General features: G+C 75.0%; 21 protein-coding genes. 6 read left to right on the forward strand and 15 right to left on the reverse strand.

Features of this window, described 5'->3' with window-relative positions; genetic code table 11:
• Nucleotides 1-90: 90 nt before the first annotated feature.
• The 3 genes from ACFWP3_RS01970 to ACFWP3_RS01980 form a co-directional block, all read right to left on the reverse strand.
• Nucleotides 91-1,980, reverse strand: coding sequence for a potassium channel family protein (locus ACFWP3_RS01970; protein WP_384215507.1), 1,890 nt, complete (start codon nt 1,978-1,980; stop codon nt 91-93).
• A 131-nt stretch (nt 1,981-2,111) separates the two neighbouring features.
• On the reverse strand, nt 2,112-3,068 hold the full coding sequence (locus ACFWP3_RS01975) for an NmrA/HSCARG family protein (RefSeq protein ID WP_384215466.1): 957 nt from the start codon (nt 3,066-3,068) through the stop codon (nt 2,112-2,114).
• Between the two features lie 62 nt (nt 3,069-3,130).
• Nucleotides 3,131-3,424 (reverse strand): hypothetical protein, encoded by a 294-nt coding sequence (locus ACFWP3_RS01980; protein WP_384215467.1) that lies wholly within the window; start codon nt 3,422-3,424, stop codon nt 3,131-3,133.
• Nucleotides 3,425-3,984: 560 nt separating this feature from the next.
• Here ACFWP3_RS01980 and fusA point away from each other — a divergent pair.
• The 4 genes from fusA (at nt 3,985) to ACFWP3_RS02000 (ending at nt 8,284) form a co-directional block, all read left to right on the forward strand.
• Complete coding sequence (gene fusA, locus ACFWP3_RS01985) at nt 3,985-6,066, forward strand: elongation factor G (RefSeq protein WP_384215468.1); 2,082 nt, start codon at nt 3,985-3,987, stop codon at nt 6,064-6,066.
• A gap of 159 nt (nt 6,067-6,225) precedes the next feature.
• Nucleotides 6,226-6,768, forward strand: coding sequence for an FABP family protein (locus tag ACFWP3_RS01990; protein ID WP_384215469.1), 543 nt, complete (start codon nt 6,226-6,228; stop codon nt 6,766-6,768).
• Between the two features lie 177 nt (nt 6,769-6,945).
• On the forward strand, nt 6,946-7,797 hold the full coding sequence (locus ACFWP3_RS01995) for a polysaccharide deacetylase family protein (protein ID WP_384215470.1): 852 nt from the start codon (nt 6,946-6,948) through the stop codon (nt 7,795-7,797).
• The gene (locus ACFWP3_RS02000; protein WP_384215471.1) at nt 7,781-8,284 is read left to right on the forward strand and encodes an FBP domain-containing protein; all 504 of its coding nucleotides are present in this window, start codon (nt 7,781-7,783) and stop codon (nt 8,282-8,284) included. The genes ACFWP3_RS01995 and ACFWP3_RS02000 overlap by 17 nt, the downstream gene beginning before the upstream one ends.
• A gap of 47 nt (nt 8,285-8,331) precedes the next feature.
• On the opposite strand, the gene ACFWP3_RS02005 is transcribed toward ACFWP3_RS02000, so the two are convergent.
• Entirely contained in the window at nt 8,332-8,859 is a 528-nt protein-coding gene (locus tag ACFWP3_RS02005) for a DoxX family protein (RefSeq protein WP_384215472.1), read from the reverse strand.
• 459 nt (nt 8,860-9,318) lie between these two features.
• Here ACFWP3_RS02005 and ACFWP3_RS02010 point away from each other — a divergent pair, with 459 nt between their 5' ends.
• Together ACFWP3_RS02010 and ACFWP3_RS02015 are read left to right on the forward strand one after the other, a co-directional pair.
• On the forward strand, nt 9,319-9,669 hold the full coding sequence (locus ACFWP3_RS02010) for an ArsR/SmtB family transcription factor (RefSeq protein WP_384215508.1): 351 nt from the start codon (nt 9,319-9,321) through the stop codon (nt 9,667-9,669).
• A gap of 113 nt (nt 9,670-9,782) precedes the next feature.
• Nucleotides 9,783-11,168, forward strand: coding sequence for an MFS transporter (locus ACFWP3_RS02015; protein WP_384215473.1), 1,386 nt, complete (start codon nt 9,783-9,785; stop codon nt 11,166-11,168).
• Here ACFWP3_RS02015 and ACFWP3_RS02020 read toward each other — a convergent pair.
• From ACFWP3_RS02020 to ACFWP3_RS02070, 11 genes are all read right to left on the reverse strand, one after another.
• The gene (locus ACFWP3_RS02020; protein ID WP_384215474.1) at nt 11,143-13,236 is read right to left on the reverse strand and encodes a SpoIIE family protein phosphatase; all 2,094 of its coding nucleotides are present in this window, start codon (nt 13,234-13,236) and stop codon (nt 11,143-11,145) included. The two genes, ACFWP3_RS02015 and ACFWP3_RS02020, sit on opposite strands and share 26 nt — an antisense overlap.
• 108 nt (nt 13,237-13,344) lie before the next feature.
• On the reverse strand, nt 13,345-15,489 hold the full coding sequence (locus tag ACFWP3_RS02025; protein WP_384215475.1) for a xanthine dehydrogenase family protein molybdopterin-binding subunit: 2,145 nt from the start codon (nt 15,487-15,489) through the stop codon (nt 13,345-13,347).
• A gap of 8 nt (nt 15,490-15,497) precedes the next feature.
• Nucleotides 15,498-16,529, reverse strand: coding sequence for an FAD binding domain-containing protein (locus tag ACFWP3_RS02030; RefSeq protein WP_384215476.1), 1,032 nt, complete (start codon nt 16,527-16,529; stop codon nt 15,498-15,500).
• Complete coding sequence (locus ACFWP3_RS02035) at nt 16,526-17,065, reverse strand: (2Fe-2S)-binding protein (RefSeq protein ID WP_384215477.1); 540 nt, start codon at nt 17,063-17,065, stop codon at nt 16,526-16,528. The genes ACFWP3_RS02030 and ACFWP3_RS02035 overlap by 4 nt, the downstream gene beginning before the upstream one ends.
• 318 nt (nt 17,066-17,383) lie before the next feature.
• Nucleotides 17,384-18,370, reverse strand: coding sequence for an NAD-dependent epimerase/dehydratase family protein (locus tag ACFWP3_RS02040; protein WP_384215478.1), 987 nt, complete (start codon nt 18,368-18,370; stop codon nt 17,384-17,386).
• Nucleotides 18,371-18,447: 77 nt separating this feature from the next.
• On the reverse strand, nt 18,448-19,239 hold the full coding sequence (locus ACFWP3_RS02045) for a class I SAM-dependent methyltransferase (RefSeq protein ID WP_384215479.1): 792 nt from the start codon (nt 19,237-19,239) through the stop codon (nt 18,448-18,450).
• An 87-nt stretch (nt 19,240-19,326) separates the two neighbouring features.
• Nucleotides 19,327-21,402: a dynamin family protein gene (locus tag ACFWP3_RS02050; RefSeq protein ID WP_384215480.1), complete on the reverse strand. Its 2,076-nt coding sequence runs from the start codon at nt 21,400-21,402 to the stop codon at nt 19,327-19,329.
• Nucleotides 21,402-23,171: a GTPase gene (locus ACFWP3_RS02055; protein WP_384215481.1), complete on the reverse strand. Its 1,770-nt coding sequence runs from the start codon at nt 23,169-23,171 to the stop codon at nt 21,402-21,404. Before ACFWP3_RS02055 ends, ACFWP3_RS02050 begins: the two co-directional genes overlap by 1 nt.
• A 189-nt stretch (nt 23,172-23,360) precedes the next feature.
• Complete coding sequence (locus ACFWP3_RS02060) at nt 23,361-24,794, reverse strand: Ig-like domain-containing protein (protein WP_384215482.1); 1,434 nt, start codon at nt 24,792-24,794, stop codon at nt 23,361-23,363.
• Nucleotides 24,795-25,013: 219 nt separating this feature from the next.
• Nucleotides 25,014-25,490, reverse strand: a complete 477-nt coding sequence (locus ACFWP3_RS02065; RefSeq protein WP_384215483.1) for an SRPBCC domain-containing protein — start codon at nt 25,488-25,490, stop codon at nt 25,014-25,016.
• Nucleotides 25,487-25,828: an ArsR/SmtB family transcription factor gene (locus ACFWP3_RS02070; RefSeq protein WP_384215484.1), complete on the reverse strand. Its 342-nt coding sequence runs from the start codon at nt 25,826-25,828 to the stop codon at nt 25,487-25,489. Before ACFWP3_RS02070 ends, ACFWP3_RS02065 begins: the two co-directional genes overlap by 4 nt.
• Nucleotides 25,829-25,830 lie beyond the last annotated feature (2 nt).

Below are 25,830 nucleotides of genomic sequence, written 5' to 3' on the forward strand. Positions count from 1 at the left end.
TCTCTGATTCTGATGGCCGGAACCGGGTCGTTCGCAGGGCCCTGGGGCGGTGCCGAGCCCTCCTTCCAGCCGGTCGCCCGGCCGCGGCCGTCAGGATCGGGGGGCCGAAGCTCCCGTACGGCCGAGGAGTTCGGCCAGGCCCCGGCGGGTGGCGGCCAGGACCACGCGGTCCTCGGGCCTGAGGACGTAACCCGGGTGCAGCTGCCACACCAGCCCGGGGCCGGGAACCGTACCCTCGCGCGGGACGGTGGCCAGGTCGGGGCGGCGCTCCGCGGGCGAGGCGGTGTCGAGGGCGACGACCCGCCAGGCGCCCGGCTCGAAGGACTCGGTGACGGTCCGGCCTTCGAGCTGCGGGTGGCCCGCCACGTCGACGACGGCGAAGAGCAGCACCCGGCGCTCCACCGCTATCGCCCCGAGGATCTGCCGGCCCATCATCGCCCCGGCGAAGGCCGGGGCGGCGAGGTGGGTGACGCTGCGGCTGCGGGTGAGCGCGCCCGGGTGCGCGGCGCGCAGGGTGCGGTAGACGGCGGTCGCGAAGTCGTCCTCGTACAGCCGCATCACGACCCGGAGGTCGGGCTTGACCCCGCGCGCGTACAGGGCGGCCTCCAGGTTGGTGGTGTCCGAGCTGGTCAGGGCGAGCAGGGAGTGCGCCCGGTGGACGCGGGCGGCCTCCAGCACCCCCTCGTCGGTGACGTCCCCGACGACCACGGGCACCCGCAGCCGGCGGGCCAGGGCCAGTCCGCGGGCGCGCGGGTCGGACTCCACGCAGACCACCGGGATCTCCAGCTCCCGCAGCTGCGCCAGCACCCGGGTACCGATCTTGCCCAGCCCCAGCAGCACCACGTGCCCGGACAGCCCCCGGGGCGGGCGGCGCAGCACCGTGGCCGTACGGAAGGCCCCCAGCGCCTCGAGCGCGGCCGCCACCAGGACCGGCAGCAGCAGAAGGCCCACGAACCCGGCCAGGATCTGCAGCACCTGCCGCTGCGTCGGGGCGCCCACCGCCGGGTCGTTGATCGCGAAGATGTCGAGCAGGGTGACGTACGCGGCGTGCAGGGGGTGATCGCCCGTGGTCAGCCAGGAGGCCACGGCCAGTGCGGTGACGGCGGCCACGATGCCGGCCAGCGACCAGCGCAGCCTCCGGGAGAACAGCGAGGCCACCGGCAGTGCGGCGGCGCTCAGCCGCGGGGCCGCCGCCTGGGCGGGGCCCGCGTACGTCACCGTTTCCAGGGCCACGATGCCGCGTCCCGTCGCGGCCGCCACCGCACGGTCGTCGGGCAGCAGTTGCAGTCCGCGCTCTCCGCCGAGCACCGAACTCTCGCTGCCGGCCGGGTCGGTGGACGTCGCGGACAGCAGGGCGAGGGTGCACAGACCGGGGTCGGCCGTCTCGCCGCGGCCCGGAGGCGTACGCTCCACCGCGCGCAGCAGCAGGCCGTCCGCCTGGACCACCTTGCTCGTACCGGCGACCGCGCTCGCGGCGAGGGCGGGTGCGGCCGTGTCGGCGTCGGACAGCACGGTGGTGACGGAGTCCCGGTCGCGCGGGCGGCTCCCCGGTCCGGCGACGATCGCCGCCTGGTCCAGCAGGTCCTCGAGGTGCTCGCCGAGCTTGCGGTTGTAGAGCCGGATCACCAGCCGCAGCCCGGGGTTGAGCCGCCGGGCCACCAGGGCGGCCCGTACGTTGCGGTCGTCGTCCTCGTAGACGAGCGCGAGCCCGGCGGCGCCGGCCACCACGGCGGCCAGCACCTCCTCGTCCGGCTCCGCGGCCTCCACGATCCGCGGCTCCTCCGGCGGCCGCTCCCCCGCCGGTCCGCGCAGCACCCGGGACGCCGAGGTGCGCCCCCAGCGCCCGCGCCTGGCCGTCGGTCCCACCGCGAGCGGCGGCTCGCTCGCGGGCGGCACGACCAGCGTGACGCGTTCCCCGTACATGTCGCCGAGTTCGGCCGCCAGCCTCCGGGCCAGACCGTCGTCGCCGCACACCACCATCCGGCCCGTGCCGCCCGGGACATGAAGAACCTGCTGCGGAATCTGCACGGGCTCAGCATGCCGTGTGCCGCCGACAGCGGACCGGGCGGGCCCGGGCGGGCCCGGTCGGCGCGGTACCGGGCCCGCGCGGGCTACTCGGCGAGCGCGGTGCGCAGTTCGTCGCGGTGGGCGGCGAGCCAGGTCCCGAAGTCCTGGAGTCCGGGGTCGAGTTCGCGGACGGCGGTCAGGTCGCGGGCCGCGGTGAAACGGTCCGCGCAGTCGGCGTAGTACTGGAACATGTTCCCGGCCTCGTCGGCGCCCGGGAAATCCTGGGCCCGGAAGGCGTCCGCGCTCAGCGGGCGGTAGCGCACGGTCTCGCCGACCGTCTCGGTGAGGGCCGCGGCCATCTCGGCCAGCGTGAGGTGCTCGCCGGCGATGCTGACGGTGGCGGCGATCAGGTCGGTGTCCCGCTCGAAGACCGCCAGGGCGGTCCTGCCGACGTCCGCCACGGCGATGCCGGAGAGCCTGCTGTCGCCCATCGGGAGGGCCAGCTCGAGGACACCGTCCGCGGCGCGGCGCGGGGCGAAGGTGGTGAGCAGGTTCTCCCAGAAGAAGGTGGTCCGCAGGAAGGTGGTGGGGACGCCCTCCTCGGCGAAGTAGTGGTCCGCCTCCGCCTTGCCGTCGAAGTGCGGCACCTTGTACCGCTCCTGGAGCGTGGGCATCCGCGGGTCCTCGACCGGGATGCAGCTGCGGGTGTCCTCCAGCGTGGACCAGATCGCGTGCTGGATCCCGGCGTGGGAGGCCGCCCGGGCGAGGGCCAGGGCCTGGGCCTTCTCGCGCTCGGCGGACATGTGCTCCCAGAAGTTCGTGACCAGGTACGCCCCGTAGGCGTGCTCGAAGGCGGGTGCCAGGCTCGACTCGTCGTCCATGTCCGCCTGGACCACCTGCGCCCCGAGCCGGGTCAGCTCCGCGGCCTGCGGCGAGTCCGCGCGGCGGGTCACGGCGCGCACCGCGAAGCCGCTCCCGGGGTCCGCCAGGATCGCCCGCACCAGGCTGCCGCCCTGCGAGCCGGTGGCACCGAACACTGTGATGGTCTTCTTCTCAGCCATGCCCTCCTTCTTCGCACACTCTCCGCGTCCGGGCCGTCACGCCACGCCATGCGGAAGGGGCTTCAGCGGCCCGGGCGGAGCGGTACGTCGGGCATGGGGTAGCGCATGCCCGACTCCATCAGGGCGCACACCGGACTGTCGTCGGGGTCGCGCGGGCAGGCGAGGTCGATGGCGAAGGGCTGCGGCGGATCACCGGGCAGTTCGGCCGTCAGTACGGTGCGGGCGGCCCCGGGGGCGCGGCCCATGGCGACGGTCCTGCCGTCGACGAGCACCTCGACCGGCCGGCGCGGGCCCTCGTACAGCACGCTGATCGAGTGACCGTTCTGATCCAGATGGAATCGGTGCCGGATGGTCATCGCGCACTCCCGGAACGACGCGTTCCCTCCCTGATTGCATCGTACGGCGCAACGCCGCGGAGCGGGTGCGTAACCCTTTGCATGGCGGATCGTTTCTCCGTACGTCGCAGAAAACACTCGCGTCCCCGCGGTGTCCGCGGCCCAGGGTCCGGGGAGCACCATCACTCCCCGGGCCCTCGGTCATCCCCCCGGCGGAAAATGCGGTGCCCCGGCACGATCCGGTTCCCTACACTCGCCACACGCGCTGCCGACAGAGCGGCGCGCGCCTCATGCCGAGTGAAGAGAAGGGGAGCCGGGCCATGTGCGTTCACCGCACCGCGAGCGCCTTCGCCACCCCGTCCCGGTACGACGTGATCCCGGTGTCTCACGCCTGACGGTGCCGGCCGCGCGGCCGCCACCGTTCCCCGTGACGCATCCTCAGTTCCCCGCCCCTGCCCTGCCCTGCCCTTGCCGCGCCCGTACGGGTGCCGTCGCACGCGGGGCGGGCCGCCGGGCTCCGCCGTCCGGGAATCGCGCGCCCTTCTCCTCATCGTTCGACATCATTCGAAAGGCCTCGGGCCATGCGCACCAACCGGCGATCCGCCGCCACCGCCTCCCCCGCCACCACCGTCCGGAACCTGGGCATCCTCGCCCATGTCGACGCCGGCAAGACCACGATCACCGAGCGCATCCTCTTCGCGACCGGTGCCATCCACAAGCGGGGCGAGGTCCACGAGGGCACGACCGTCACCGACTACGACGCCCAGGAGCGCGACCGCGGCATCACCATCTTCGCCGCGGCCGTCAGCTGCACCTGGGACGGACACCGCGTGAACCTCATCGACACCCCCGGCCACGTCGACTTCTCCGACGAGGTCGAGCGCTCCCTGCGGGTGCTGGACGGGGCCGTCGCGGTCTTCGACGCCGTGGCCGGCGTCGAACCGCAGAGCGAGTCGGTGTGGCGGCAGGCCGACCGGCACGGCGTGCCGCGGATCGCGTTCGTCAACAAGCTGGACCGGGCGGGCGCCGATCTCGACACGGCGGTCACCTCGATCCGCGAACGCCTGGGCGCCGTACCGCTGGTGGTCCAGCTGCCCATCGGCAGCGAGGACGCCTTCACCGGCGTCGTCGACCTGCTGGCGATGCGCGCCCTGATCTGGCACGCCGGCGCCGACACGTACGAGACGGGGCCCGTCCCCGAACCGCTGCGCGAGGAGGCCGGCCGACGGCGCAGGCTGCTCGAGGAGACGGTGGCCGAGCTCGACGCGCAGGCGCTGGAGGAGTTCTGCGCGACGTCGGCGCTGACCGAACGGACCCTGGTCCGCGGCCTGCGCGAGCTGACGCTGCGCGGCGACGGAGTCGTCGTGCTGTGCGGCTCGGCGTACAAGAACCGGGGGGTCGAGCCGCTGCTGGACGCGGTCCTCGCCTACCTGCCGTCGCCCGCCGACATGCCGCCGGTGCGCGGGACGGCGGACGGCGCGGAGGTGGAGCGCGCGCCCGACCCGGCGGAGCCGTTCGCGGCCCTCGCCTTCAAGGTGACGGCGACACCGACCGGGCGCCTGACCCACCTGCGGGTCTACGCGGGCACGCTGCGCAGGGGCGAGTCCGTACTGGACGCGGGTACGGGCCGCACCGAGCGGGTGGGCCGGATCCTGCGGGTGCAGGCCGACCGGCACGAGGAACGGGAGGAGGCGGTGGCCGGTGACATCGTCGCCGTGGTCGGGGTGAAGGCCGCCCGGGCCGGTACGACCCTGTGCGCTCCGGGGGCTCCGCTGGTCCTCGAACCGCCCTCGGTGGCCGACCCGGTGGTGTCGGTGGCCGTCGAGGCCCGCCGCGGCACCGATACGGGACGGCTCGCGTCGGCCCTGGCCCGGCTAGCCGAGGAGGACCCGTCGCTGGTGGTGCGGTCCGACGCGGAGACCGGCCAGACCGTGCTGTCGGGTCTGGGCGAACTCCACCTGGAGGTGGCCGTGGAGAAGCTCCGCAGCGGCCACGGGGTGGAGGTCGTCGTCGGGCGTCCGCAGGTCTCCTACCGGGAGACCGTCGTGCGCGGGGTGACCGGCCTGGTGTACCGGCACGTCAAACAGGACGGCGGTGCGGGGCAGTTCGCGCACGTCGTCATCGATGTCGAACCGCTGGAGGAAGGGATGACGGGCTTCGAGTTCCGCTCGGCGGTCGTCGGCGGCCGGGTGCCGCAGGAGTACGCGCGGGCCGTGGAGGCCGGCTGCCGTGACGCCCTCGCCGAGGGCCCCCTCGGCGGGTTCCCGGTGACCGGGCTGCGGGTGACGCTCACCGACGGGGCGACGCACTCCAAGGACTCCTCGGAGCCGGCGTTCCGCGCGGCGGGCCGGTTCGCGCTGCGCGAGGCGCTGCGCGTGAGCACGGTGGAGCTGCTGGAGCCGGTCGCGGAGGTCACGGTGACGGTCCCGGAGGACGGCGTGGGCGCGGTGCTGGGTGATCTCGCGGCCCGCCGCGGGCGGGTCAGCGGGTCCACCTCCCGGTCCGGCAGCGCGGTGGTCACGGCGACCGTGCCGCTGGCCGAGCTCTTCGGCTACGCGTCCCGGCTGCGCGGCCGTACGCAGGGCCGGGGCACCTTCACCACCCGTCAGGCGGGCCTCGCGCCGGTTCCGCCCCTGGTCGCCCAGACCCTGCGGGCCCGGTAGCCGCCGACCGCCCCGCCCCGCCCCCCGGCCACGGGGGCGGGGCGGGGCCTCGCCGCAGCGGTCCGGCGACGGCACGGGCAGCGGCACCGGCACCGGCACCGGGTCGCCGCACTAGGCTGCGTGTCCCGGAAGAACCGTCACAACAGGCAAGGTGCACAGATGTTCGAGTCGCCGCAGGAGAATCCGTACCCGGACAGCCACGTCCTCGGCGAGGGGCCCGAACCGCACCCGCTGCTGCGGCCCGTGCTGCCCCTGCTCGGCCGCTGGCACGGCCGGGGCCGGGGCGAGTACCCGACCCTGGAGCAGGACTTCCGGTACGAGCAGGAGATCACCTTCAGCCACGACGGGCGCCCGTTCCTGCGCTACGAGGCCCGCGCGTGGCTGATCGACGCCTCGGGGACCCCGGTGCGCCCGGCGGGCCGCGAGGCCGGATGGTGGCGGGTGACGCCCGACGCGTCCCTGGAGGTCGTCCTCGCCCATCCGACCGGCATCGTCGAGACGTACGTCGGGCGGGTGTCCGACACCGAGATCGAGATCGAGACGAAGGACGTGGCGCTGACGCCCCTGGCCAAGGAGGTCACCGGCACCCGGCGGCACTACGCGCTCCGGGGCGACGAGATCACGGTCACCCACGACATGGCGGCGGTGGGGCAGCCGCTCCAGCACCACCTCACGGCCCACCTGCGCCGCCGCCCCTCCTGACGCCCCTCCTGACGCCCGCTCCTCCCGGCGCCGGCCGGACCACTCGAATCACCCGGGTGCCCGGCAGGTCCGGGCCGGGCGCCGCGGCCCCGCTCTCGCATAGTCGTGGTACGCCGCGGCCGCCGCGGCGCGGTGCCGGAGGGAGAGACCGTGGTGGATGCGGGACGACGAGCCGCGATGACCGCACTGCTGGCCGCGGGGCTGGCCCCGTGCACGGGCGCCGCGGCCGCCCCGCCCGGACCGCCGAAGTCCGCGGGACCGCCGAAGTCCGCGCCCGATGCCCCCGATGCCCCCGGCTCCCCCGCCCGGCCCACCGGCCCGCGCCCGCCCGCCGCGCTGCTCGGCGCCGAGATCCGCCGGCTGCCCACGACGCTCAAGGTCGTCGCGCTCACCTTCAACGCCGCGTGGGACGGGAGCGGGCTGGACACGGTGCTGGGCGAACTGCGCCGCCGCGCACTGCCCGCCACCTTCTTCCCGACGGGCGACTTCGCCGACTCCCATCCCGCCGCCGTACGGGCCATGGGCGCGGCGCACGGCCTGGGCAACCACTCGTACAGCCATCCCTACTTCAGGGACCTGAGCACCGAGGAGCGGGCGGAGGAGGTCTGGAGCGCCGACGCCGCGATCCGCAGGGCGTCCGGGACCGAGCCGCTGCCGTTCTTCCGGTTCCCGTACAGCGCGACGACCAGGGACGCGGTCGCCGACGTCAACGACCTCGGCTACGCGGCGATCGAGTTCACCGCCGACACCAATGGCTACCTCGGCCCGGCCGGCGGCATGACCGTGGACAAGGCGGTCGCGCGCGCCGTCGACGCCCTCAGGCCCGGCGCGATCATCCAGATGCACGTGGGCAGCACCGGGGACGGCGTCGTCCTCGACGCCCAGGCCCTGCCCCGGATCATCGACGCGGCGCAGGCCTCCGGCTACACCGTCATCGACCTGCGCAGCTTCCTCACCGAGGACCCTGATATTGGGATGCGCGCAGGTCAGCGCGTGCGTAGGGTCGATCCACGTGGAACCACTCACTGAGAAAAGCATCCGCTCGTCGTTCGTGAACTGCACCAAGGGCGAGGCAGCACGGCTGCGGCTGCCGCTGGACTTCGCCGAACTGCCCTGGGAGGACCTGGACTTCCTGGGATGGGTGGATCCGGGGGCGCCGCTGCGGGCCCATCTCGTGCTGCCCGGAGCGCAGGGTCCGGTGGGGATCTCGCTGCGCGTGCCCTCGGTGGGCCGCACCAGCGCGGTGAAGTCCAGCCTGTGCCAGATCTGCCTGACCGGCCACGCGTCGTCCGGGGTCACCCTGCTCGCCGCCCCGCTGGCCGGCGCCCGCGGCCGGGAGGGCAACACGGTCGGCGTCTACGTGTGCGCGGACCTCGCCTGCCCCCTGTACGTGCGGGGCAAGCGCCGGCCGAAGCTGCGGGACGGGCGGTACGAGGAGTCCCTCACCCTGGACGAGCGCCTCGCGCGCATGACGGGCAACCTGGACGCCTTCGCGGCCAGGGTCACCGCGGCGTGACCCGTCCCGGGCCCCCGCCGCGACTCCGGCGGCGGCCCGGGCGGCCGTCACTCGCCCCGCGCCCGCTCCTCCTCCTGCGCCCTGGCGCGCTTGGTGACCACCACGGCGGCCGCGAGCGCACTGCCCGCGAAGGCCAGCGCGACCGTCCACGGCTGGTCGAAGTGGTGCCGGGTGGCGTGGTCGGCGGAGTACCGGCCCGGTCCGGCGAGGCCGACGGCCGCCGCGGTGAACCCGAGGAAGGCCGGATACTCGAAGCCACCGCCCTGGTTGAAGAACCCGGCGGGTGCGTGGACCGACACGGCCCCGGCCATGGCCCCCGCCGCGGCGGCGCCGGCGGCCGGTGTGGCCAGGCCCAGGACGAGCAGGGCCCCGCCCCCGGCCTCGCCCAGACCGGCCGCGATCGCGCTCTGCCGCCCGGGCCGGAAACCCATGTGCTCCATCGCGGCCGCCGTCCCCTCCAGGCCCGCCCCGCCGAACCAGCCGAAGAGCTTCTGCGTGCCGTGCGCCATCAGCACCGCGCCCGTTCCGGCACGCAGCGCCAGCAGGGCGAGGTCACGGCGGTTGATGCAGGCCATCGGGTCTCCTCACACAGCGGATGCGGTACCCACCATCCGTATCCGCTGCGCCGGCACCGCCCACACATCTGCCCGCAGATCCTCCATACGGCCGGAACCGAGGCACAGGACACCATGGACGCCATGCACTTCGAGCAGGTCTTCACCTACGCCTGGGAGCACCACACGGGCAAGGGCTCCAGCGCGCTGTCCGTGGCGTACGAACCGGACGCGGCGGGCCGGCCGCGGCGCTGGCTGCTGCTGGCGGCGCTGCCCGACTTCAGCGACCTGCTGGGTTTCGAGGATGCCGCGCACGCGCGGGAGTTCGCGCCGGCGGTGCTCGAACTGCCGCCGACGGGGCGGTCCCGCCGCCCTCGGTCTGGAGGTGGTCTGCGAAGGCGTGGACGTGGCCCGGGCGCAGGCCGGAGCGCGGGACCTGCTCGCGGCCCTCGACGAGACCGGCCCGCCTACCATGTGCGCATGAGCGCGAGCCCGCACCCGGCAGGTGCACACGATGCGCAGCCGCGGGAGGAGCGGCTGGCGGCCGCGGTGTCCGTCCTGGCGCTGCTCGCGGATGCCACCCGGCTGGCGCTGCTGGACGAGCTGGGGCGGGGCGAGGCCGATGTCGGCACGCTCACCGAGGCCTGCGGGGCCGCGCGGCCCTCCGTGAGCCAGCACCTCGCCAAGCTCCGCCTCGCCGGGCTGGTCACCAGCCGCAAGGACGGGCGGCGCGTGGTCTACGCCCTGCGGCACGGGCACCTGCGCCGGCTGGTGGACGAGGCCCTGAGCGTGGCCGACCACCAGCTGCGGTCGCTCCCGCCGCACGACTGACAGCACGACCGACAGCACCACTGACAGCACCACTGACAGCACCACTGGCACCCGACGGCCCACCCGCGCCCCGACACGTGCACAGGTGCGCACATGATGGCTATCTTGGTGTGGTGCTGTCCGTCCTGCGCAACCGCGCCTACCGGCGCCTGTTCACGGCTCAGGCCGTCGCCCTGACCGGCACGGGACTCGCCACCGTCGCGCTGGGCCTGCTGGCCTACGACCTGGCCGGGGACGAGGCCTCGGCGGTCCTGGGCACCGCCCTGGCGATCAAGATGATCGCCTGCGTCGGCATCGCCCCGCTGGCCGGCGCGCTCGCCGACCGGATCCCACGGCGCACCATCTTGGCTGCGACGGACCTCGTCCGCGCCGCGGTCGCCCTGGCCCTGCCGTTCGTCAGCGAGATCTGGCAGATCCACCTCCTGGTCTTCGTGCTCCAGGCGGCCTCGGCCACCTTCACCCCCGTCTTCCAGGCGACCGTCCCCGAGCTGCTGCCCGCCGAACGCGACTACACCCGGGCCCTGGCGCTGTCCCGGCTCGCCTACGACCTGGAGAGCCTGGTCAGCCCCGCGCTGGCCGCCGCCCTGCTGACGCTGGTCTCCTACGGATGGCTCTTCACCGGCACCTCCCTCGGCTTCCTCGCCTCGGCGGCCCTCGTCGCCGCCACCGCCCTGCCCCGGCCCGCACCCGTCGAGCGCACCGGCGGCGCCTTCGCCGGGGCTGCCTTCGCCGGGGCCGCGTTCGGCGCCCGGCTGTTCTGGGCGACGCCCCGGCTGCGGGCCCTGCTCGCCCTGGACCTCGCGGTGGCCGCCGCCGGAGCCATGGTCTTCGTCGACACCGTCGTCCTGGTCCAGGGCCACTTCGGCCGTTCCGCGGGCGCCGTCTCCCTGGCCCTCGGCGCGTACGGGGCGGGGTCGGTGCTGACCGCGCTGCTCCTGCCGCGCCTGCTGCGCCGGCGTACCGACCGGGCCGTGATGCTCCCGGCCGCTTTCGCCCTTCCCGTGGTGCCGGCCGCCGTCGCCGTCCTCACGGCGCGGGCGCCGGACGGCTGGTCCTGGTCCGGGGTCCTCGCGGGGTGGGCCGTGATCGGCGCCGCCTCCTGCGCCGTACTGACCCCCGGCGGCCGGGTGGTCCGCCGCTCCGCCGCGGCCCCGGACCTGCCGCGAGCGTTCGCCGCGCGGTTCGCCCTGTCCCACGGCTGCTGGCTGCTCACCTACCCCCTGGCGGGCCTGCTCGCCGCCGGGGCCGGGCTGCCGGTGACCGCGCTGGTCCTCGGCGCCCTGTCCCTGGCCGCCGCCGCGGCGGCCGCAGCCGTCTGGCCGGCCCGCGATCCGTCCCGGCTCGAACACGTCCATCCCGACCTGCCCCCGGACCACCCCCACCTCGCCGGTGCGCTGCCCGCCGCGGACGGCTGGCGGCACGGCCACCACTACGTCATCGACCGGCACCACCGGCACTGGCCGTCCGCCGGTCTCACAGGGCCTTCGCGCGGGCGATGACCAGGGCGACGTCGTCGTGGTCGTCCGGCCGGCGCAGGGTGTCCAGGAGCCGGTCGCAGGTCTCCTCCAGCGGGCGGCTGGTGTCGGCGAGCAGCTCCAGCAGGAGGTCGAGGCGCTCGTCGATGGGCCGGTCCCGGGTCTCGACCAGCCCGTCCGTGTAGAGGACCAGCTGGTCCCCGGGCTCCATGGGCACGGAGGTGACCTCGAAGGGGACGCCCCCCACGCCCAGCGGTGTGCCGGTGGGCAGGTCCAGCAGTCTGGGGGCCAGGCCGGACCGGATCAGGACCGGGGGGAGGTGTCCGGCGACGGCGATGCGGCACTGCGCGCGGTGCGGGTCGTAGACGGCGTAGACGCAGGTGGCGATGGTCTCCTCGAGGGCGTTGGTGGTGCGGTCCAGCTGTTCGAGGACGCGCGTCGGGTCGAGGGACAGTTCGGCGAGGGTGCGGGTGGCGGTGCGCAGCTGTCCCATCCCGGCGGCGGCGTTGATGCCGCTGCCCATGACGTCCCCGACGACGAGGACGGTGGTGTCGTCGGGCTGGGCGATGGCGTCGAACCAGTCCCCGCCGATCTCGCTGGTGGCCGCGGCGGGCCGGTACCGGTAGGCGACTTCGAGACCGGGGGTGGGCGGCGGGTGGTGCGGCAGGAGGTGGTGCTGGAGGGCGAGGGCGGTGTGGTGCGCGTTGCGGTACCAGCGGGCGTTGTCGATGCACACGGCGGCGCGGGCGGCCAGTTCGCCGGCCAGGATGATGTCGTCGTCGTTGAACGGCCGCGGATTGCGGGTGCGCTTGAGGTCGAGGGCGCCGAGCACCTCGCCGCGGGCGATGAGCGGCACGGCCAGGTACGAACGCAGCCCGGCGCGGGCCAGCAGGGCGGCCGCGTCGTCGTCGCGGGCGATGCGGGAGATGTCCCGGGCCTGGACGTGCGCGACCAGGACCGGATGCCCGGTGGTCACGGACCGGGTGACCAGCCGGTCCGCCTCGTAGCGGGCGATGTCGCCCGGCGGGTCCGCGGCGCGCACGGCCTCGCTCGGGTAGGCCGAGGCCAAGGCCAGGGCCCGGAACACCGCCGGTTCGTGGTCGGACGACTTCAGGCTGGGGCGGCCTTCGAGCACGGAGTCGAGGATGTCGACGGCGGCGATGTCGGCGAGCTCGGGCACGACCACGTCGGCGAGCTCGCGGGCGGTCTGGTCCAGGTCGAGGGTGGTGCCGATGCGGACGGTGGCGTCCGCGATCAGGGCGAGGCGGCGGCGGCTGTGGGCGATCTCCTTGGCCGCCTGGTGACTCTGCGTGATGTCGACCACGGAGGTCGCGAGGCCCAGCACCCGCCCGGTGGCGTCCTCCAGCCGGTAGTACGAGACCGACCAGGCGTGCTCGTGGTGCTGGTCGCCCTGCGTGTGCCCGGCCGTGAACTGCTCGACCAGCGGCGTCCCCGTGGCCAGCACCTGGCGCATCGCCGCCTCCACGGCCCCCGCGTCGTCGAGGAAGGACAGCGCGTCGCGGACGCTGCGTCCGATGTGCTCGGCGGCGGGCAGCCCGTTGATGCGCTCCAGCGAGGGGTTGACCAGGACGTAGCGCAGGTCCGTGTCGAGGACGGCCAGCCCGATCGGGGACTGGGCGACGAGACGGGCGGAGAGGGCCAGGTCCCGCTCGAGCCGGCGCAGGCGCGTACGGTCCGTGGCGATCCCGAGGGCGTAGAGGTCTCCGTGCTCGTCGAGCAGCCGCATGTTGCGGAACTCGACCAGGCGCGTGCTGCCGTCCTTGTGCCGTACGGGGAACGCCCCGGCCCAGTCCCCGGCGCCGCCCATCACCCGGGCGAAGAGCTCCAGGACCAGGTCCACGTGCTCCTGGGACGCCAGCAGCCGTGCGGCGGGCCGGCCGAGGGCCTCCTTCGCCGTCCATCCGAACAGCTGCTCGGCCTGCGGGCTCCACAGCGCGACCCGCCCCTGCGCGTCCAGGACGACCGCGGCGACGCTCAGGACGTCGAGCAGCCCGCTCGGCGGGGACACCCCGGGCGCGACGCGCCCCGCGGTGTCCGCCCGGCCTCCCCCGAACGGTTCCGTCGCATCCATCCAAGGCGCTCCCTTCCGGCGCGGCTCATTTCATGGTCCCCCCAAATGCGCCCTCCAGCCCTCCGGCCTCCCGCGTCCGGCCCGCCCGGCGGGCGGAAAGCACACTGGTCAGCCGGTCTCCGCGGCGGAACCGGCCGCTTCCAGGGCCGACAGGACCCGGTCCGGGGTGAGGGGGAGGTCGCGCAGCCGGCGCCCGGTGGCGCGGCAGACGGCGTTGCCGATCGCGGCGGCCGTGCCGACGATGCCGATCTCGCCGATGCCCTTGCTGCCCATCGGGTTCAGGTGCTCGTCGTGCTCGTCGATCCAGCCGACCTCGATCGCGGGCACGTCGGCGTGGACCGGCACGTGGTAGGCCGCCAGGTCGTCCTCGGCGAAGCCGCCGTGGACGGGGTCGACCGTGCCGCGTTCGGTCAGGGCCATGCCGAGGCCCATCACCATCGCTCCGGTGAACTGGGAGCGGGCCGTCACCGGGTTCAGGATGCGCCCGGCCGCGAAGACGCCGAGCAGGCGGCGTACCCGTACCTCTCCGGTGACCGTGTCGACCCGCACCTCGGCGAAGTGGGCGCCGAAGGCGTGGCGGGCGTACGGGGACCCCTGCCGGACCGCCTCGGTGGTGTCGGCCGAGGCGGAGAGCCCCTCGGCGGGCAGGGCGCCCCGGTGGGCCGCGAGGCGGGCGGCCAGCGCGGTGCAGGCCTCGTGCACGGCCCAGCCCCAGGAGGCGGTGCCGCAGGATCCGCCGGCGAGGGAGGCCTGGGGCAGGTCGGTACGGCCGATGGCCACCGTCACGGAGTCCAGCGGGACAGCCAGGGCCTCGGCCGCCACCTGGGCGAGGACGGTACGGGCGCCCGTGCCGATGTCGGTGGCGTTGATCTCGACGAGCCGGCTGCCGTCGGGCCGGGCGTGCGCGCGGGCGGCCGAGGGAGCGATGTACACGGGATAGGTGGCCGCGGCCATCCCCACGCCGTGCAGGAACGGTCCGTCCGCGCGCGGGGCGCGGGCCGCGGTCCAGCCGAAGCGGGCCGCGCCCTCCCGGAGGCACTCCACGAGGTGGCGGCTGCTGAAGGGGCGGCCGCTGTCGGGTTCCAGGCCGGGCTCGTTGCGGATCCGCAGCTCGACCGGGTCCATCCCCAGCGCGTCGGCCAGTTCGTCCATGGCCGACTCCAGGGCGTACATGCCCGGCGCCTCGCCCGGGGCGCGCATCCAGGAGGGCGTGGGCACGTCCAGGGCGACGGCCTTGTGGAGCGTGCGGCTGTCCGGCACGGCGTACATCACGCGGGCCGGGACGGCCGCCTGTTCGACGAACTCCGTGACGCGGGAGGTGTGCGTGGTGACCTCGTGGACGAGGGCGGTCAGCGTGCCGTCGGGGCGGGCGCCGAGGCCGATCCGGTGCAGTGTCGGCGCGCGGTGTCCGACGACGGAGGGCAGGTGGCGCCGGGGCAGGGCGAGCTGCACTGGACGGCCGAAGCGGCGGGCGGCCATCGCGGCCAGCACCACGTGCGGGCGCGGGGTGCCCTTGCAGCCGAACCCTCCGCCCACGTGTTCGCTGATGACCGTGACGCGTTCCTCGGGCAGGGCGAACAGCGAGGCCAGCGCCGTGCGGACGGCGCCCGCGCCCTGGCTGGAGTCCCACACCGTCAGGTGCCCGCCGTCCGCGTCCCACACGGCGGTGGCGGCGTGCGGCTCCATCGGGTGGTTGTGCAGGGGCGGCACGGAGTAGGCGCGGTCGACGCGTACGGGTGCGGCGGCGAGGGCCGCGTCCGGGTCGCCCCGCTCCCGCAGGCCCGGATGGCCGCCGTTGACCTCCTCGGGCGTGTAGGCGCCGGGATGGCCGGCGCGCAGGGTGCCGTCGTGCTCCTCGGTCGCGTAGCCGATCCGCACGGCGTCGGCGCCGGCCCTGGCCGCTTCGAGGGTCTCGGCGACCACCAGGGCCACGTACCAGCCGCGGTGCGGGACCTCGTCGCTCTGGAGCACCCGGAGCGTGGGGTCGTCCGAGGGGCCCAGCCGGGGCGCGTCGCCGGGGGTGAGGACGCCCAGGACGCCGGGCACCTCCAGGCAGGGGCCGGTGTCCACGGCGGTGACGCGGCCCCGGGGTACGCGGGCGGGCACCGGCCAGGCGTGGAGGCGGCCGGGCGGATGGTGGTCGGTGGCGTAGCGGGCCGCGCCGGCGGCCTTTTCGGGGCCCTCGGAGCGGACGGCGGGGGTACCGAGGACGGAGTCGGGGCGTCCGGGGCGTCGGGGGTGGTCGGCGGGCATCGCTGCTCCTACGGGGTGCGCTCCTGCGGGCTGCCGGGCCGTCCGTCCCGCGCCCGCCGGGCGAGCGTGGCGAGTGCGTCGCACGCGAGGCTGCGGGCGAGCGTGATCTTGTACGCGTTGTCGCGCAGGGGCCGGGCCTGGGCCAGTTCCGCCTCGACGGCCTCCCGCACCGCCCCGGCGGTCGGCTCGGTGCCGGTCAGCCGTGCCTCGGCCGTGACGGCCCGCCAGGGCCGGTGGGCGAGGCCGCCGAAGGCGAGGGCGACCCGCCGCACGCGGCGGCCGTCGGGGCCGAGTTCGAGTACGGCGGCCACCGAGGCCAGCGCGAAGGCGTAGGAGGCCCGTTCGCGGGCCTTGCGGTAGAGGGAGACGGCGCCGGGGGCGGCGGCGGGGAGCAGGACCGCGGTGACGATCTCGCCGTGCCGCAGGACGGTGTCCTGCTCGGGCCGCTCGCCGGGCAGCCGGTGGAAGGCGGTCGCGGCCACGGTCCGGGTGCCCTGCTCGCCGTGCAGTTCGATGCCGGCGTCGAGGGCGGCGAGGGCGACGGCCATGTCGGAGGGGTGGGTGGCGATGCAGTGCTCGGAGTGTCCCAGTACGGCGTGGTCGCGGTGGACCGCGTCGCGGGCGGCGCAGCCGGAGCCCGGATCGCGCTTGTTGCAGGCGGCGGAGACGTCCTGGAAGTAGCCGCACCGGGTGCGCTGGAGCAGGTTGCCGCCGGTGGTGGCCACGTTGCGCAGCTGCGCCGACGCGCCCGCGAGCAGGGCCCGGGTGAGGGCGGGGTGCCGCGCGCGGACGAGGGGGTGGACCGCGACGTCCGTGTTGCTCGCGGTGCCGCCGATGCGCAGGGTGCCGTCGGGGAGCTCCTCGATGCCGTTCAGGGGCAGCCGTGCGAGGTCGACGAGGGTGCCCGGGCGTTCGACGCCCCGTTTCATCAGGTCCACGAGGTTGGTGCCGCCGGCCAGGTAGCGCGAGCCGGGCAGGCCGGCGTGGGCTGCGGTCGCCTCCTGGAGGGTGGTCGCGCGCACGTAGGCGAAGGGTTTCACGCGGTCACGTCCCGTACGGCGTCGACGATGCGGGGGTAGGCGCCGCAGCGGCAGAGGTTGCCGCTGAGCCGTTCGCGGATCTCCTCGTCGGTCAGTGCGACGGGGCCGCTGCCGGCGAGGGCCGTGGCGGGGGTGGCGTGCGACGGGTGGCCTTCGGCGGCCTCCGCGATGGCCCCGACGGCGGAGCAGAGCTGGCCGGGCGTGCAGAATCCGCACTGGAGGGCGTCGCGCTCGACGAAGGCCCGCTGGAGCGGGTGCGGGGTGCCGACGGGGTCGGCGAGCCCTTCCACGGTGGTGACGTGCGCGCCGTCCTGCGCGACGGCGAGCAGCAGGCAGGCGTTCACCCGGCGGCCGTCGAGGAGCACGGTGCAGGCGCCGCACTGGCCGTGGTCGCACCCCTTCTTCGCCCCGGTCAGGCCGAGGTGCTCGCGCAGGGCGTCGAGCAGGGTGACGCGGTGGTCGAGCCGCAGGGTGTGTGCGGTGCCGTTGACGCGGAGGGTGACGGAGGAGGCGGGAGCCTCGGTTCCACTCGCCACCGCGGGCTCCCTTCGACGGGTGGGACATCGCCGTCGGTGGGACATCGCCGTGACCCGTCGTATCCCGCCCCGGCCCCGGCGCCGCCGTGCCACGCGGGGACCGGCCGCCCCGGACGCCGATCTTCCATCGGTCGGCCCCGCCGGAGCCCCTGGGCCGCATGGCCCCGCGCGCCCTGGGCAGGAGCACCGTACGGGGCGCGGCCTGGCCACCGGGCTGCGACGGGGTCGCGCCCCGGCATGCGTCCCCGGCATACGGCCCGGCATGCGGCCCCGGCATGCGGCCCCGGTCGCGGCCATGCCGGCCCCGCCGAGGGCCCGCTACGCCAGCGCCGCCAGGAGTTCGCGTTCGCGGGCCGGGCTGAGGCCCGCCCGCCGGGGCCGGGACAGGCCCGTCGCGCGCTCCCAGTCGAGGGTGTCCGCCAGGAGGTCCCTCCGCGGGCGGTGCCGCAGGCCGACGGCCTGCGCGGCGGCGCCGGAGCGGGCGCCGATCCCGGCCCATTCCGGGTCGGCCATCCACATCGCCAGCGACTCCGGGCCCGCGAACTCGGCCACCCCCTGACCGAGCAGCCAGTCGCGGCCGGCCGAAACCACCGGGCCGGTGTGTCCGCCGATCTCCCGGGACAGGGCGAGCCACTCCGCGAAGGACACCTCCGGGCCGACCGCGTCGTACGTGCCGGTCGTCTTCTGCTCCGCGCAGTCGAGCAGCCACGCCGCGAGGTCCCGTACGTCGACCGTCTGCGTCGGGACGTCCAGCGGGTCGGGCACCAGCATCGGCGCGAGCGGCTCCCGGGCCGCACGGCCGACCCAGTACCCGCTCCGGCCGCTGTGGTCGCCCGGCCCGCCGATCAGTCCGGCCCGCGCGATCAGCAGCCGGTCGCCCAGCGCGGCCGTCGCGGCCCGCTCGCAGGCCACCTTGGCCTGCCCGTACTCCTCGCGGCCGACCTCGTCCGCGGTGGCCGCCGGCAGCAGTCCGGCCGTCTCGTCCGCGCCCGGCCGCGCGTGCGAGGCGTACGCGCTGACCGAGGAGACGTACGTCCAGTGGCCGGCCCGTCCGCCGAGCGCCTCCAGTGCGCCTCGGACGAAGCCGGGCTGCCAGGACACCTCGACCACCGCGTCCCAGTCCCGGCCCGTCAGGCCCTCGTACGCCGACGCCGCGCGCCGGTCCGCCTTCACCAGCGCGGCGCCCTCGGCGACTTCGCCGCTCTCGCCGCGGGCCAGGCACGTCACCCGGTGCCCCCGTGCCAGCGCCTGCCGCGAGATCTCGCGGCCCACCCATGCCGTTCCGCCCAATACCAGGATGTCCATCCGGCCACCTCAGCACGGGCAACGGGCTTTGGCCCAGGGGCTTTCGCCGACAGCGGACCCGCAGTGACCGCCTCCGCTCAGGCCGCCGTCGCCGTGGTGATCACCAGCGGCGGCCGGGTGCGCTCCGCCGCCCAGTCGTGGCCGGACGGCAGCTCCGGATCGGCGAGGGCGAGCGCTTCCTCCACGGTCGGGCGGTGCTGGACGACGTCCCGGAAGCCGCTGCGCTCCAGCAGGGCCGGGATCACCGCGACGGGCCACGCGTGGTTGCGCACCTCCTGCCAGGAGCCGTCGGTGCGCCGGAGCCGTACGGTCAGCCGCTCGCCCGGGCCGTGGACCTCGCCCGGGCTGCCGATGCGCAGCGAGGCGTAGTCCCTGCCCGTGCAGTCCGGGTCGGTGGCCAGCAGCACGAGCGGGGCTCCGGGCCGCAGCAGCCGGCGGATCTCCGTGAACACCGCGAGGACCGCGTCCTCGCCGGGCAGCGAGGCGAGCACGTGGTTGCACATCACCGCGTCCGCGCAGCCGTCGGCGAGGCCGGCCGCGCGGCCGTCCCGTACGAGGTGGTACTCGGCCACGGCCGTGCCCGCGCCGCGGGCCAGCGCCAGCATCTCGGGCGAGGTGTCCACGCCCAGCACCCGCGCCCCCAGCCGCCGGGCCGCGTGGCCGGCCACCTTGCCCGGCCCGCACCCGTAGTCCACCAGCACCCCGCCGCCGCCGAGACGCCGGGACAGCTCCCGGAAGACGAACGGGTACCCGAGGAGCCAGTCCGTGGCCGCCTCCAGCGCCGCGAAGGCCTGCGCGCCCTCGCGGCCGGACCATGCGGCGTTCTCTCCGACACCGGGTTCCCCGGATCCCTGCGACCAGTCGCTCACCGCCTCACTATCGGCCCACCGCGGTCCCGTTCGGGTGGTACGACACGGGTGTGCCCGGCCCGGCCGGCCCCGGCGGGCCGCCGGGTGTCAGGGCTGCTCGTGCTCGGCCTCCGACACGAACGGCTGGAGGAAGCCTCCGATGAGCTGCTCGATCTCGGTGATCCGCTGTTCGTACGTGTACAGCTGGTCCCGCAGGACCGCCTTGCTCCGCTCGTCGTGCCGGGACTCGTCGATGTTGCGCTGGACGATGCCGATGAGGTCCTGGAGCTGGGTGTGGAGCGTCTCGCTGATCCCGCCCCATACGGCGCGCAGGTCGGCCGCGCGGCTGTCGGCGTACTGGCGCGCGGCCATCGTCGCCGACTCCTTGACGTGGTCGGAGAACTCCTGCGCCGCGCGGGCCTGCAGTTTGCCGTCGGCGAAGAGGACCGCCCCGGAGGCCATGAGCGGTCCGACGGCGGCGCCGATGGCGATCGCGACGCCGAGCGGGGGCATGGTCAGCCCCAGGGTGATCAGGCCTGCCGTGGCGGCGGCGGCCGTGCCGCCCGCGACGGCCGCCCCGGTGCCCGCGCCGATGGCCATGAGGGAGCTGGGCCGGTACATCAGCGGCACGTCGTCCCGGCGCCGCCGTCCGCTGCGGCCGTTGCCCTTGCCCGCCGCGATGGCGAGGGTGTAGAGGAGGTGGTTCTGGTCGCGGACCGACTGGGCGCCGGTGAGCTCCGCGCGGAGCTTGTCGAGGAGGTCCTCGTGCGCCCGGATCAGCGGTTCGAGCTGGCGCAGCAGGTCCGACTGCCGCTGTTCGATGAGCTGGTCGAGGGTGTTGGCGCAGAAGTCCTGCATCCGCTCCTGGAGTTGGGCGGTGTACGCGTCCATGAGCTCGTGCTGGGCCGCCACCCGGCCGTCCTTGGTGAAGGAGCGGACGGCCCGGCTGAAGCGGCCGGGGCCGCTCGTGACGTGCCAGCCGGAGATCTGGCCGCTGGTGTCGGACAGGAACGTCGCGAACCGCAGCTGCAGTTCGTTCTCGATGTCGAGGATCCTGCTGCCCACGATGTCGCGGATGGCGTCGGCGCTGGTGCGCAGCTGGTCCTGGGTGGCCTGGCTGCGGACCAGCAGCTCGCGCAGTTCCGCGGTGGACTTCATCAGGATCGCGCCCTCGTCGTGCAGCCGCAGGCGCAGGTTGACGGCGTTGTGCCGGAGGAACTCGGCGAGCCGGACGAACTTCACCCGGGCCGCGTCGCGCATGCAGAAGACCTCCAGCGCGGACTCCAGCTGGCCGATGCCCGAGGCCCGCAGCCCCTGCTCGTCCCCCTCGATCCGGGACTTCAGCGCCTGGAGCGCGCTGACGAAGTACACGTTGGGCGCCGCCGTCGAGTCGGGGTCGCCGCTGAGCTCGGCCACCGCGTTGCGGCAGCGGCTCATCACCTCCGCCCGCTCCTCCTCCTCGATCCGGTCGAACTGGTTCACCACGAAGAAGATGTCGCGGTGTCCGAGCCGTTTGACGCGCTCGAGGTAGTTCTCGGTCTCGTGGAGGGTGAACGGCCGTCCCGCGTCGGTGACGAAGACGACGGCGTCCACCTCCTCGAGGTACCTCAGGGTCACCAGCTCGCGGTCCGGGCTCTCGTTGATCCCCGCCGAGTCGACGATCTCCACGGATCTGCGCAGCAGCTCCAGCGGCTGTTCGACGACGGCCAGCGCGAACGAGGGGGCCCGCGGCGCGCCGTGGGCGTCGATCTGGAGGGATACCTCCCGCTTGAACTCCTCGGTGGTGACGGCCTTCTCGCCGCCCCGCCGGTCCGCGTCCCGGTAGAGCCAGGCCCGCTCGGTCTCGCCCCAGCGCAGGACCGTGGTGAACGCGGTCGCCGGATTGGCCTTGGTGGGCAGCAGCCGCTTCCCCAGCAGGGCGTTGATCAGGGTGCTCTTGCCGCTGCTGAACTCGCCGAGCACCATGATCCGGAAGGTCTCGCGCTCGAAGACCGCTCCGTTGATGCCCAGTTCCAGCGACCCGACCGGGCCGCCGGGCGGGGCGACGGCCTCCGCCGCCTCGCCGGCCACCTCGTGCAGTCGCCGGTAGTAGGAGCGCAGCGCTCCGATGTTGTCGCTCCAGCCGCGGAAGTGCGTGGCCGGGGACTCCTGGCCGGGCGACGACTGCGGGGTCTCGTGGTCCATCAGGCCCCTTCCAGGGGGGAGAGGTGGGCGTGTACGGCACGGCTCAGCGACCGTGCGGTGCCGCGCAGCGAGTTCCAGTGCCCGAAGGAGTCCGGGCGGGCGGCGACGGCCGTCGTGTGCAGCCGCCACCACTGCTCGTCGCGGTCCCGGGCCTCGCTCAGCAGGCGGTCGTACACCTGGCCGATGCGTGCGTCCGTACGGGCCACCTGTTCCGTGAACGCGGCTTCGACGATCCGCTCCAGGTCGTCGATGGTGCGTTCGCGGCGCTCCGCCTGGCCGTGTTCGAGGGCCTCGGTGACCAGTGCCGTCCCGGCCGCTCCGGCGATCTGGGCGACGACCTCGGTGGAGACGGGGGTCAGCACGCTCTCGATGGCGGTGCCGACGAACTCCGGCAGCCAGGAGGCGTCCCAGCCGGTCGCGTTCTGCGATTCGGCGGCCGCCGCGGTGTCGGCGACGCCGGGCAGGGCCGCCGTCGGCACGATCCGCCGGGTGTCGGGGGCGGCGAGTCCCTGGAAGAGCTCCTCGCCGGGCCGGTTGCGCAGCAGGATGTCGCGCAGCCGGCGGGTGTCCTGTTCGAGCACCCGGTCGACGGTCACGGTGATCCAGGATTCGAAGCACTGGAGCGCTTCCGCGGTGTACGGGATCGTGTGCAGCCGGATGAAGTGCTGTTCCTCCGGGGTCTCCAGCATCCCGGAGAGCCGGGAGGCGAGTTCGCGCGTCGCGGCGGCCCGGCGGCGGCGGGCCTCGGCGGCTATCGCCGCGACGAGCGCGGCGCGCCAATCCCCCACGTCGGCGCTGAGCACGATCCAGTGGAAGCGGGCGCTCTCGTGGGCCGTGTGCCAGATCTGTGCGGCTCGCGCCCGGACCGGATCGGAGCGGTCAGCGTCCGCCAGGGCCCGGGCGGCGGCCTCTTCGACCAGGTCGCAGGTGGCCGCGAGGAGGTACAGCCTGCGGATCGTCCGTAACGCGCGGCGCAGCCGTACGCCGGCCAGTTGGGCGAGCACCGAGCGCAGCCGGTCGATGCCGTCCGCCGTTTCGGCCGACTCCGTACCGGAGGTGCGCACCGGTCCGGGCTCCACCAGCGCCTCGGGCGCGAGGATCCCGACGAGGTGCCGGACGCGGCGCATGATGTCGGCCGCCTCGTCCTCGACCTCGTCGAGCTTGGTGACGACGACCGCGAGCGGCGGGGTGTGCGGGGCGGCGGCCAGCGCCTTGATCCTGGCCTGTTCGGTGGCGAGCATCGCCCGGCGGGCCTCGGTGACCACGACCACCACGTCCCCGTCGGCCACGATCCGGGCGAGGGCCGCGGTGTCGGGCTGCCGTACCCCGGACCAGCCCTCCCAGCCGGGCGTGTCGACGAGTTCCACCCCGGCCCGGGCCAGCCACGAATCCGCCGGCACCGGGACCCGTACGGTGTGCGGCTGCGCCGGGTCGGAGGACTCGGGGCCGGGGTGGTCCGCGGGGCCGGGGTCCGCCGCAGCGGCGGCGGGGGCCGGGCGGACGGCTACGGGCGGGCCCTTCGTCGGGCGGACGGACACGGGCAGGCAGTCCGTGCCGACCAGTTCGTTGACGAGCCGGGACTTGCCGACGTTGCTGCCGCCGATGACGCAGATCCGGGCCAGCGGCGATTCGGCCCTGCGGGCGGCCCGGCGGATCAGCGAGGCCGCCGAGTCCGCTCCGGCCTGGTCCGCGAGCAGGGCGACCCGCTCGGCCAGTTCACCGACCGGCTCGCGCCGCGGCTCGTCCTGCGGCCGATCCCGGCCGTGCATCCCCGTACCGCCCACGGCTCCGCCACCCCACCCCGTCCGTCCGGCCCGCCGCGACCATGATGCCAACGGACGCGGCCCGGCGTCGGCGATTCCGATCAGGTGGCCGCCGGTCGAGGCGGTCGGTTCGGGTGGGCGGACCGGGCGGCCGGATCAGGTGGCCGGATCAGGTGGTCGGATCAGGTGGTCGGATCAGGTGGTCGGATGCAGGCGGGCCGGTGCGAGCGGGGCCGCACCGTGCCGGCGCGCGTCGGCGGCGGCCAGGGCGCTGCCGGCCAGCCAGCTCCCCCAGTCCACGTTCCAGTCGCCGAACCCGTTGTCGAAGGGGGTCATCTGCTCGCCGCCGCTGTTGACCACCTCGACGATGTCCCCTTCGCGCACCGTCTCGAAGAACCAGGCGGCGTCCTCGGTGCTCATGCCGGTGCAGCCGTGGCTGACGTTCGCCTCGCCCTGCGCCTCGACCGACCAGGGCGCGGCGTGGATGTACTCGCCGCTCCACGTCACCCGGGTCGCGTAGCGGACGGGCAGGTCGTAGAACTCCTTGGTGCCGCGCTTGATCCCGACGCTGTCGCCCCGCATCCGGACCTTGGACTCCTTGCGCAGCACGACCTTGACGCCGGCCCGCGTCCGGAACCCGGGCTTTCCGGTGGTGACCGGGATGGTCCTGATGACCCGTCCGTTGCGGCGTACGGTCATCTCGTGGGCGGCGGAGTCGGTGACGGCCTCGATCCGGTCCGCGACGGTAAACTCCAGCGGCTCCGAGGAGCCGCCGTGGCCGTGGTCCCCGAGCTCGACCCCGTCGAGGCCGCTGCGCACCCGGACCACGGTGTGGGCGGGCCAGTAGGTGCGGGGCCGGTAGTGCAGCGTCGACGGGTCGACCCAGTGCCAGGCGCCCTCGACCTGCGGTTCCGAGGTGACCTGCAGGGCCCGTTCCACCCGCTCGCGGGCCAGCGGGTCGTCGGCGGGCACCGGGCGGCTGAGGTCCGCGGTGACGATCTCCCCGGCGCCGTACGTCCCGGGGCGGGGCCCGAACTCGGCCGTCAGCCGGCCCCCGTCGGCGGGCGGGGCGGTCCTGAAGGCCATGGTCACGCCGACCGGGGTGCCGGCCGCGTCCTGCGCGCCGACCTGCACGGTGTACGTCTCCCCGGCCCGCAGCGGTTCGGTGTTGAGCCAGCGCCCGCTGTCGGCACTGAGCTCCCCGGCCAGGTGGCGGCCGTGTCCGTCGGTCACGGTGACGTCGGTGAGACGGCCCGGTTCCGCGAGGGCGATCTCCAGCGGCGCGCCGGCGTCGGTGGGCAGCGCGTCCGCGCGGGCGCCGGCCGGCTCCCCGAGGGCCGGCATGCGCAGGACCGTGCCGCTGCCGCGGGCGGTGGCCCGGACCCGCTCCTCCCGCCAGCCGGCGCACAGCCCGGGCCGTGAGGTGTGCACCGCGCACCGGCCGACGCCCGTCCGGCCGCCGTCGTCCACGGCCCGTCCGACCAGCAGGGTGACGGCGGCCTCCTTCGGTCCGCGCCCGGCCGGGTGCTCCGCGGGGTCCGCGTCGGACGCCCGGCCCGGCGCCGCCGCGGCCACCAGCATGGCTCCCGTCACGGCGGCCACCACGCCCCACGCCTTGGTCAGTTGCATTCGTTGCCCTCCCAGATCTCACGCGCCCGGATGGCAGTATCAAAACGATCGGGAGCCAAAATGATGATCATGAACTCGGCTCTACGGCCGAACGGCACCCCAAGTGAACTCGTACGGAGCACACCCGGGGCCGCCGGCCGGGGCGCCGGCCGGGCCGGTGGCGACCCAGGCCAGCCCGGCCCGCTGGTAGCCCGCGAGGCCAGGTCAGGCCGGTGCGGATCAGGTCCGCTCCAGTACGGCGCGCAGGGCGTCCATGACGTGGCTGCGCCACCCGCCGCCCATGACGGTGCGGGCCGTCATCTGGGCCGGGTCGTCCGGGTCGAAGCCCTCGTGGAGGAGGAAGAGCCTGGTGCCGCGGCCCTCCGGTTCGAGGGTCCAGGTGATGGTCCAGTCGGCCCCGCCGGCGTCGGGTGCGGCGGCCGCGTCCCGCCAGCGGACGGAGAGCATCCGCCCGGTCTCGTAGGCCAGCACCTCGCCGGCCGTCGTGCCGGAGTAGCCCGTGTTCGGCCGGGGCAGCGAGGTCATCGTGTAGCGGTGGCCGACTTCGAGGCGGAAGTCCGAGGGCATGAGCCACTGGGCGATCAGGTCGGGCTCGGTGAGGGCGCGCCAGACCTTCGCGGGCGGGTGGGGCAGGAACTGGTCGACGCGGACCGTGGTGAGGTCCTCGTCGGAGCCCCGGCCGGAGGCTGAGGTCATGTCTCCTCGTCGGGCATGCGGTCAAGGAGGTCGCCCAGGCCCTTGAGCCTGTCGCGCCAGAACCGCTCGTACGGATGGAGCCAGTCCTGTACGTCGGCCAGCGGCGCCGCCTCCAGGCGGTAGATGCGCTGCCGGCCGGCGCGTTCCTCCGAGACGAGCCCGGCCTCCCGCAGCACCTTCAGGTGTTCCGAGAGGCTGGGGCGGCGCATGTCGAAGTGGTCGGCGAGGGACTGGACGGGCTGCGGGCCGCGCTCGCGCAGCAGGCGGAGGACTTCGCGGCGGGTGCCGTTGGCGAGGGCTGCGAACACCCGGTCTTCGGCGACACCCGTCGTGGTCATGG

The organism is Streptomyces sp. NPDC058525, from assembly GCF_042719495.1.
Lineage (GTDB): Bacteria > Actinomycetota > Actinomycetes > Streptomycetales > Streptomycetaceae > Streptomyces.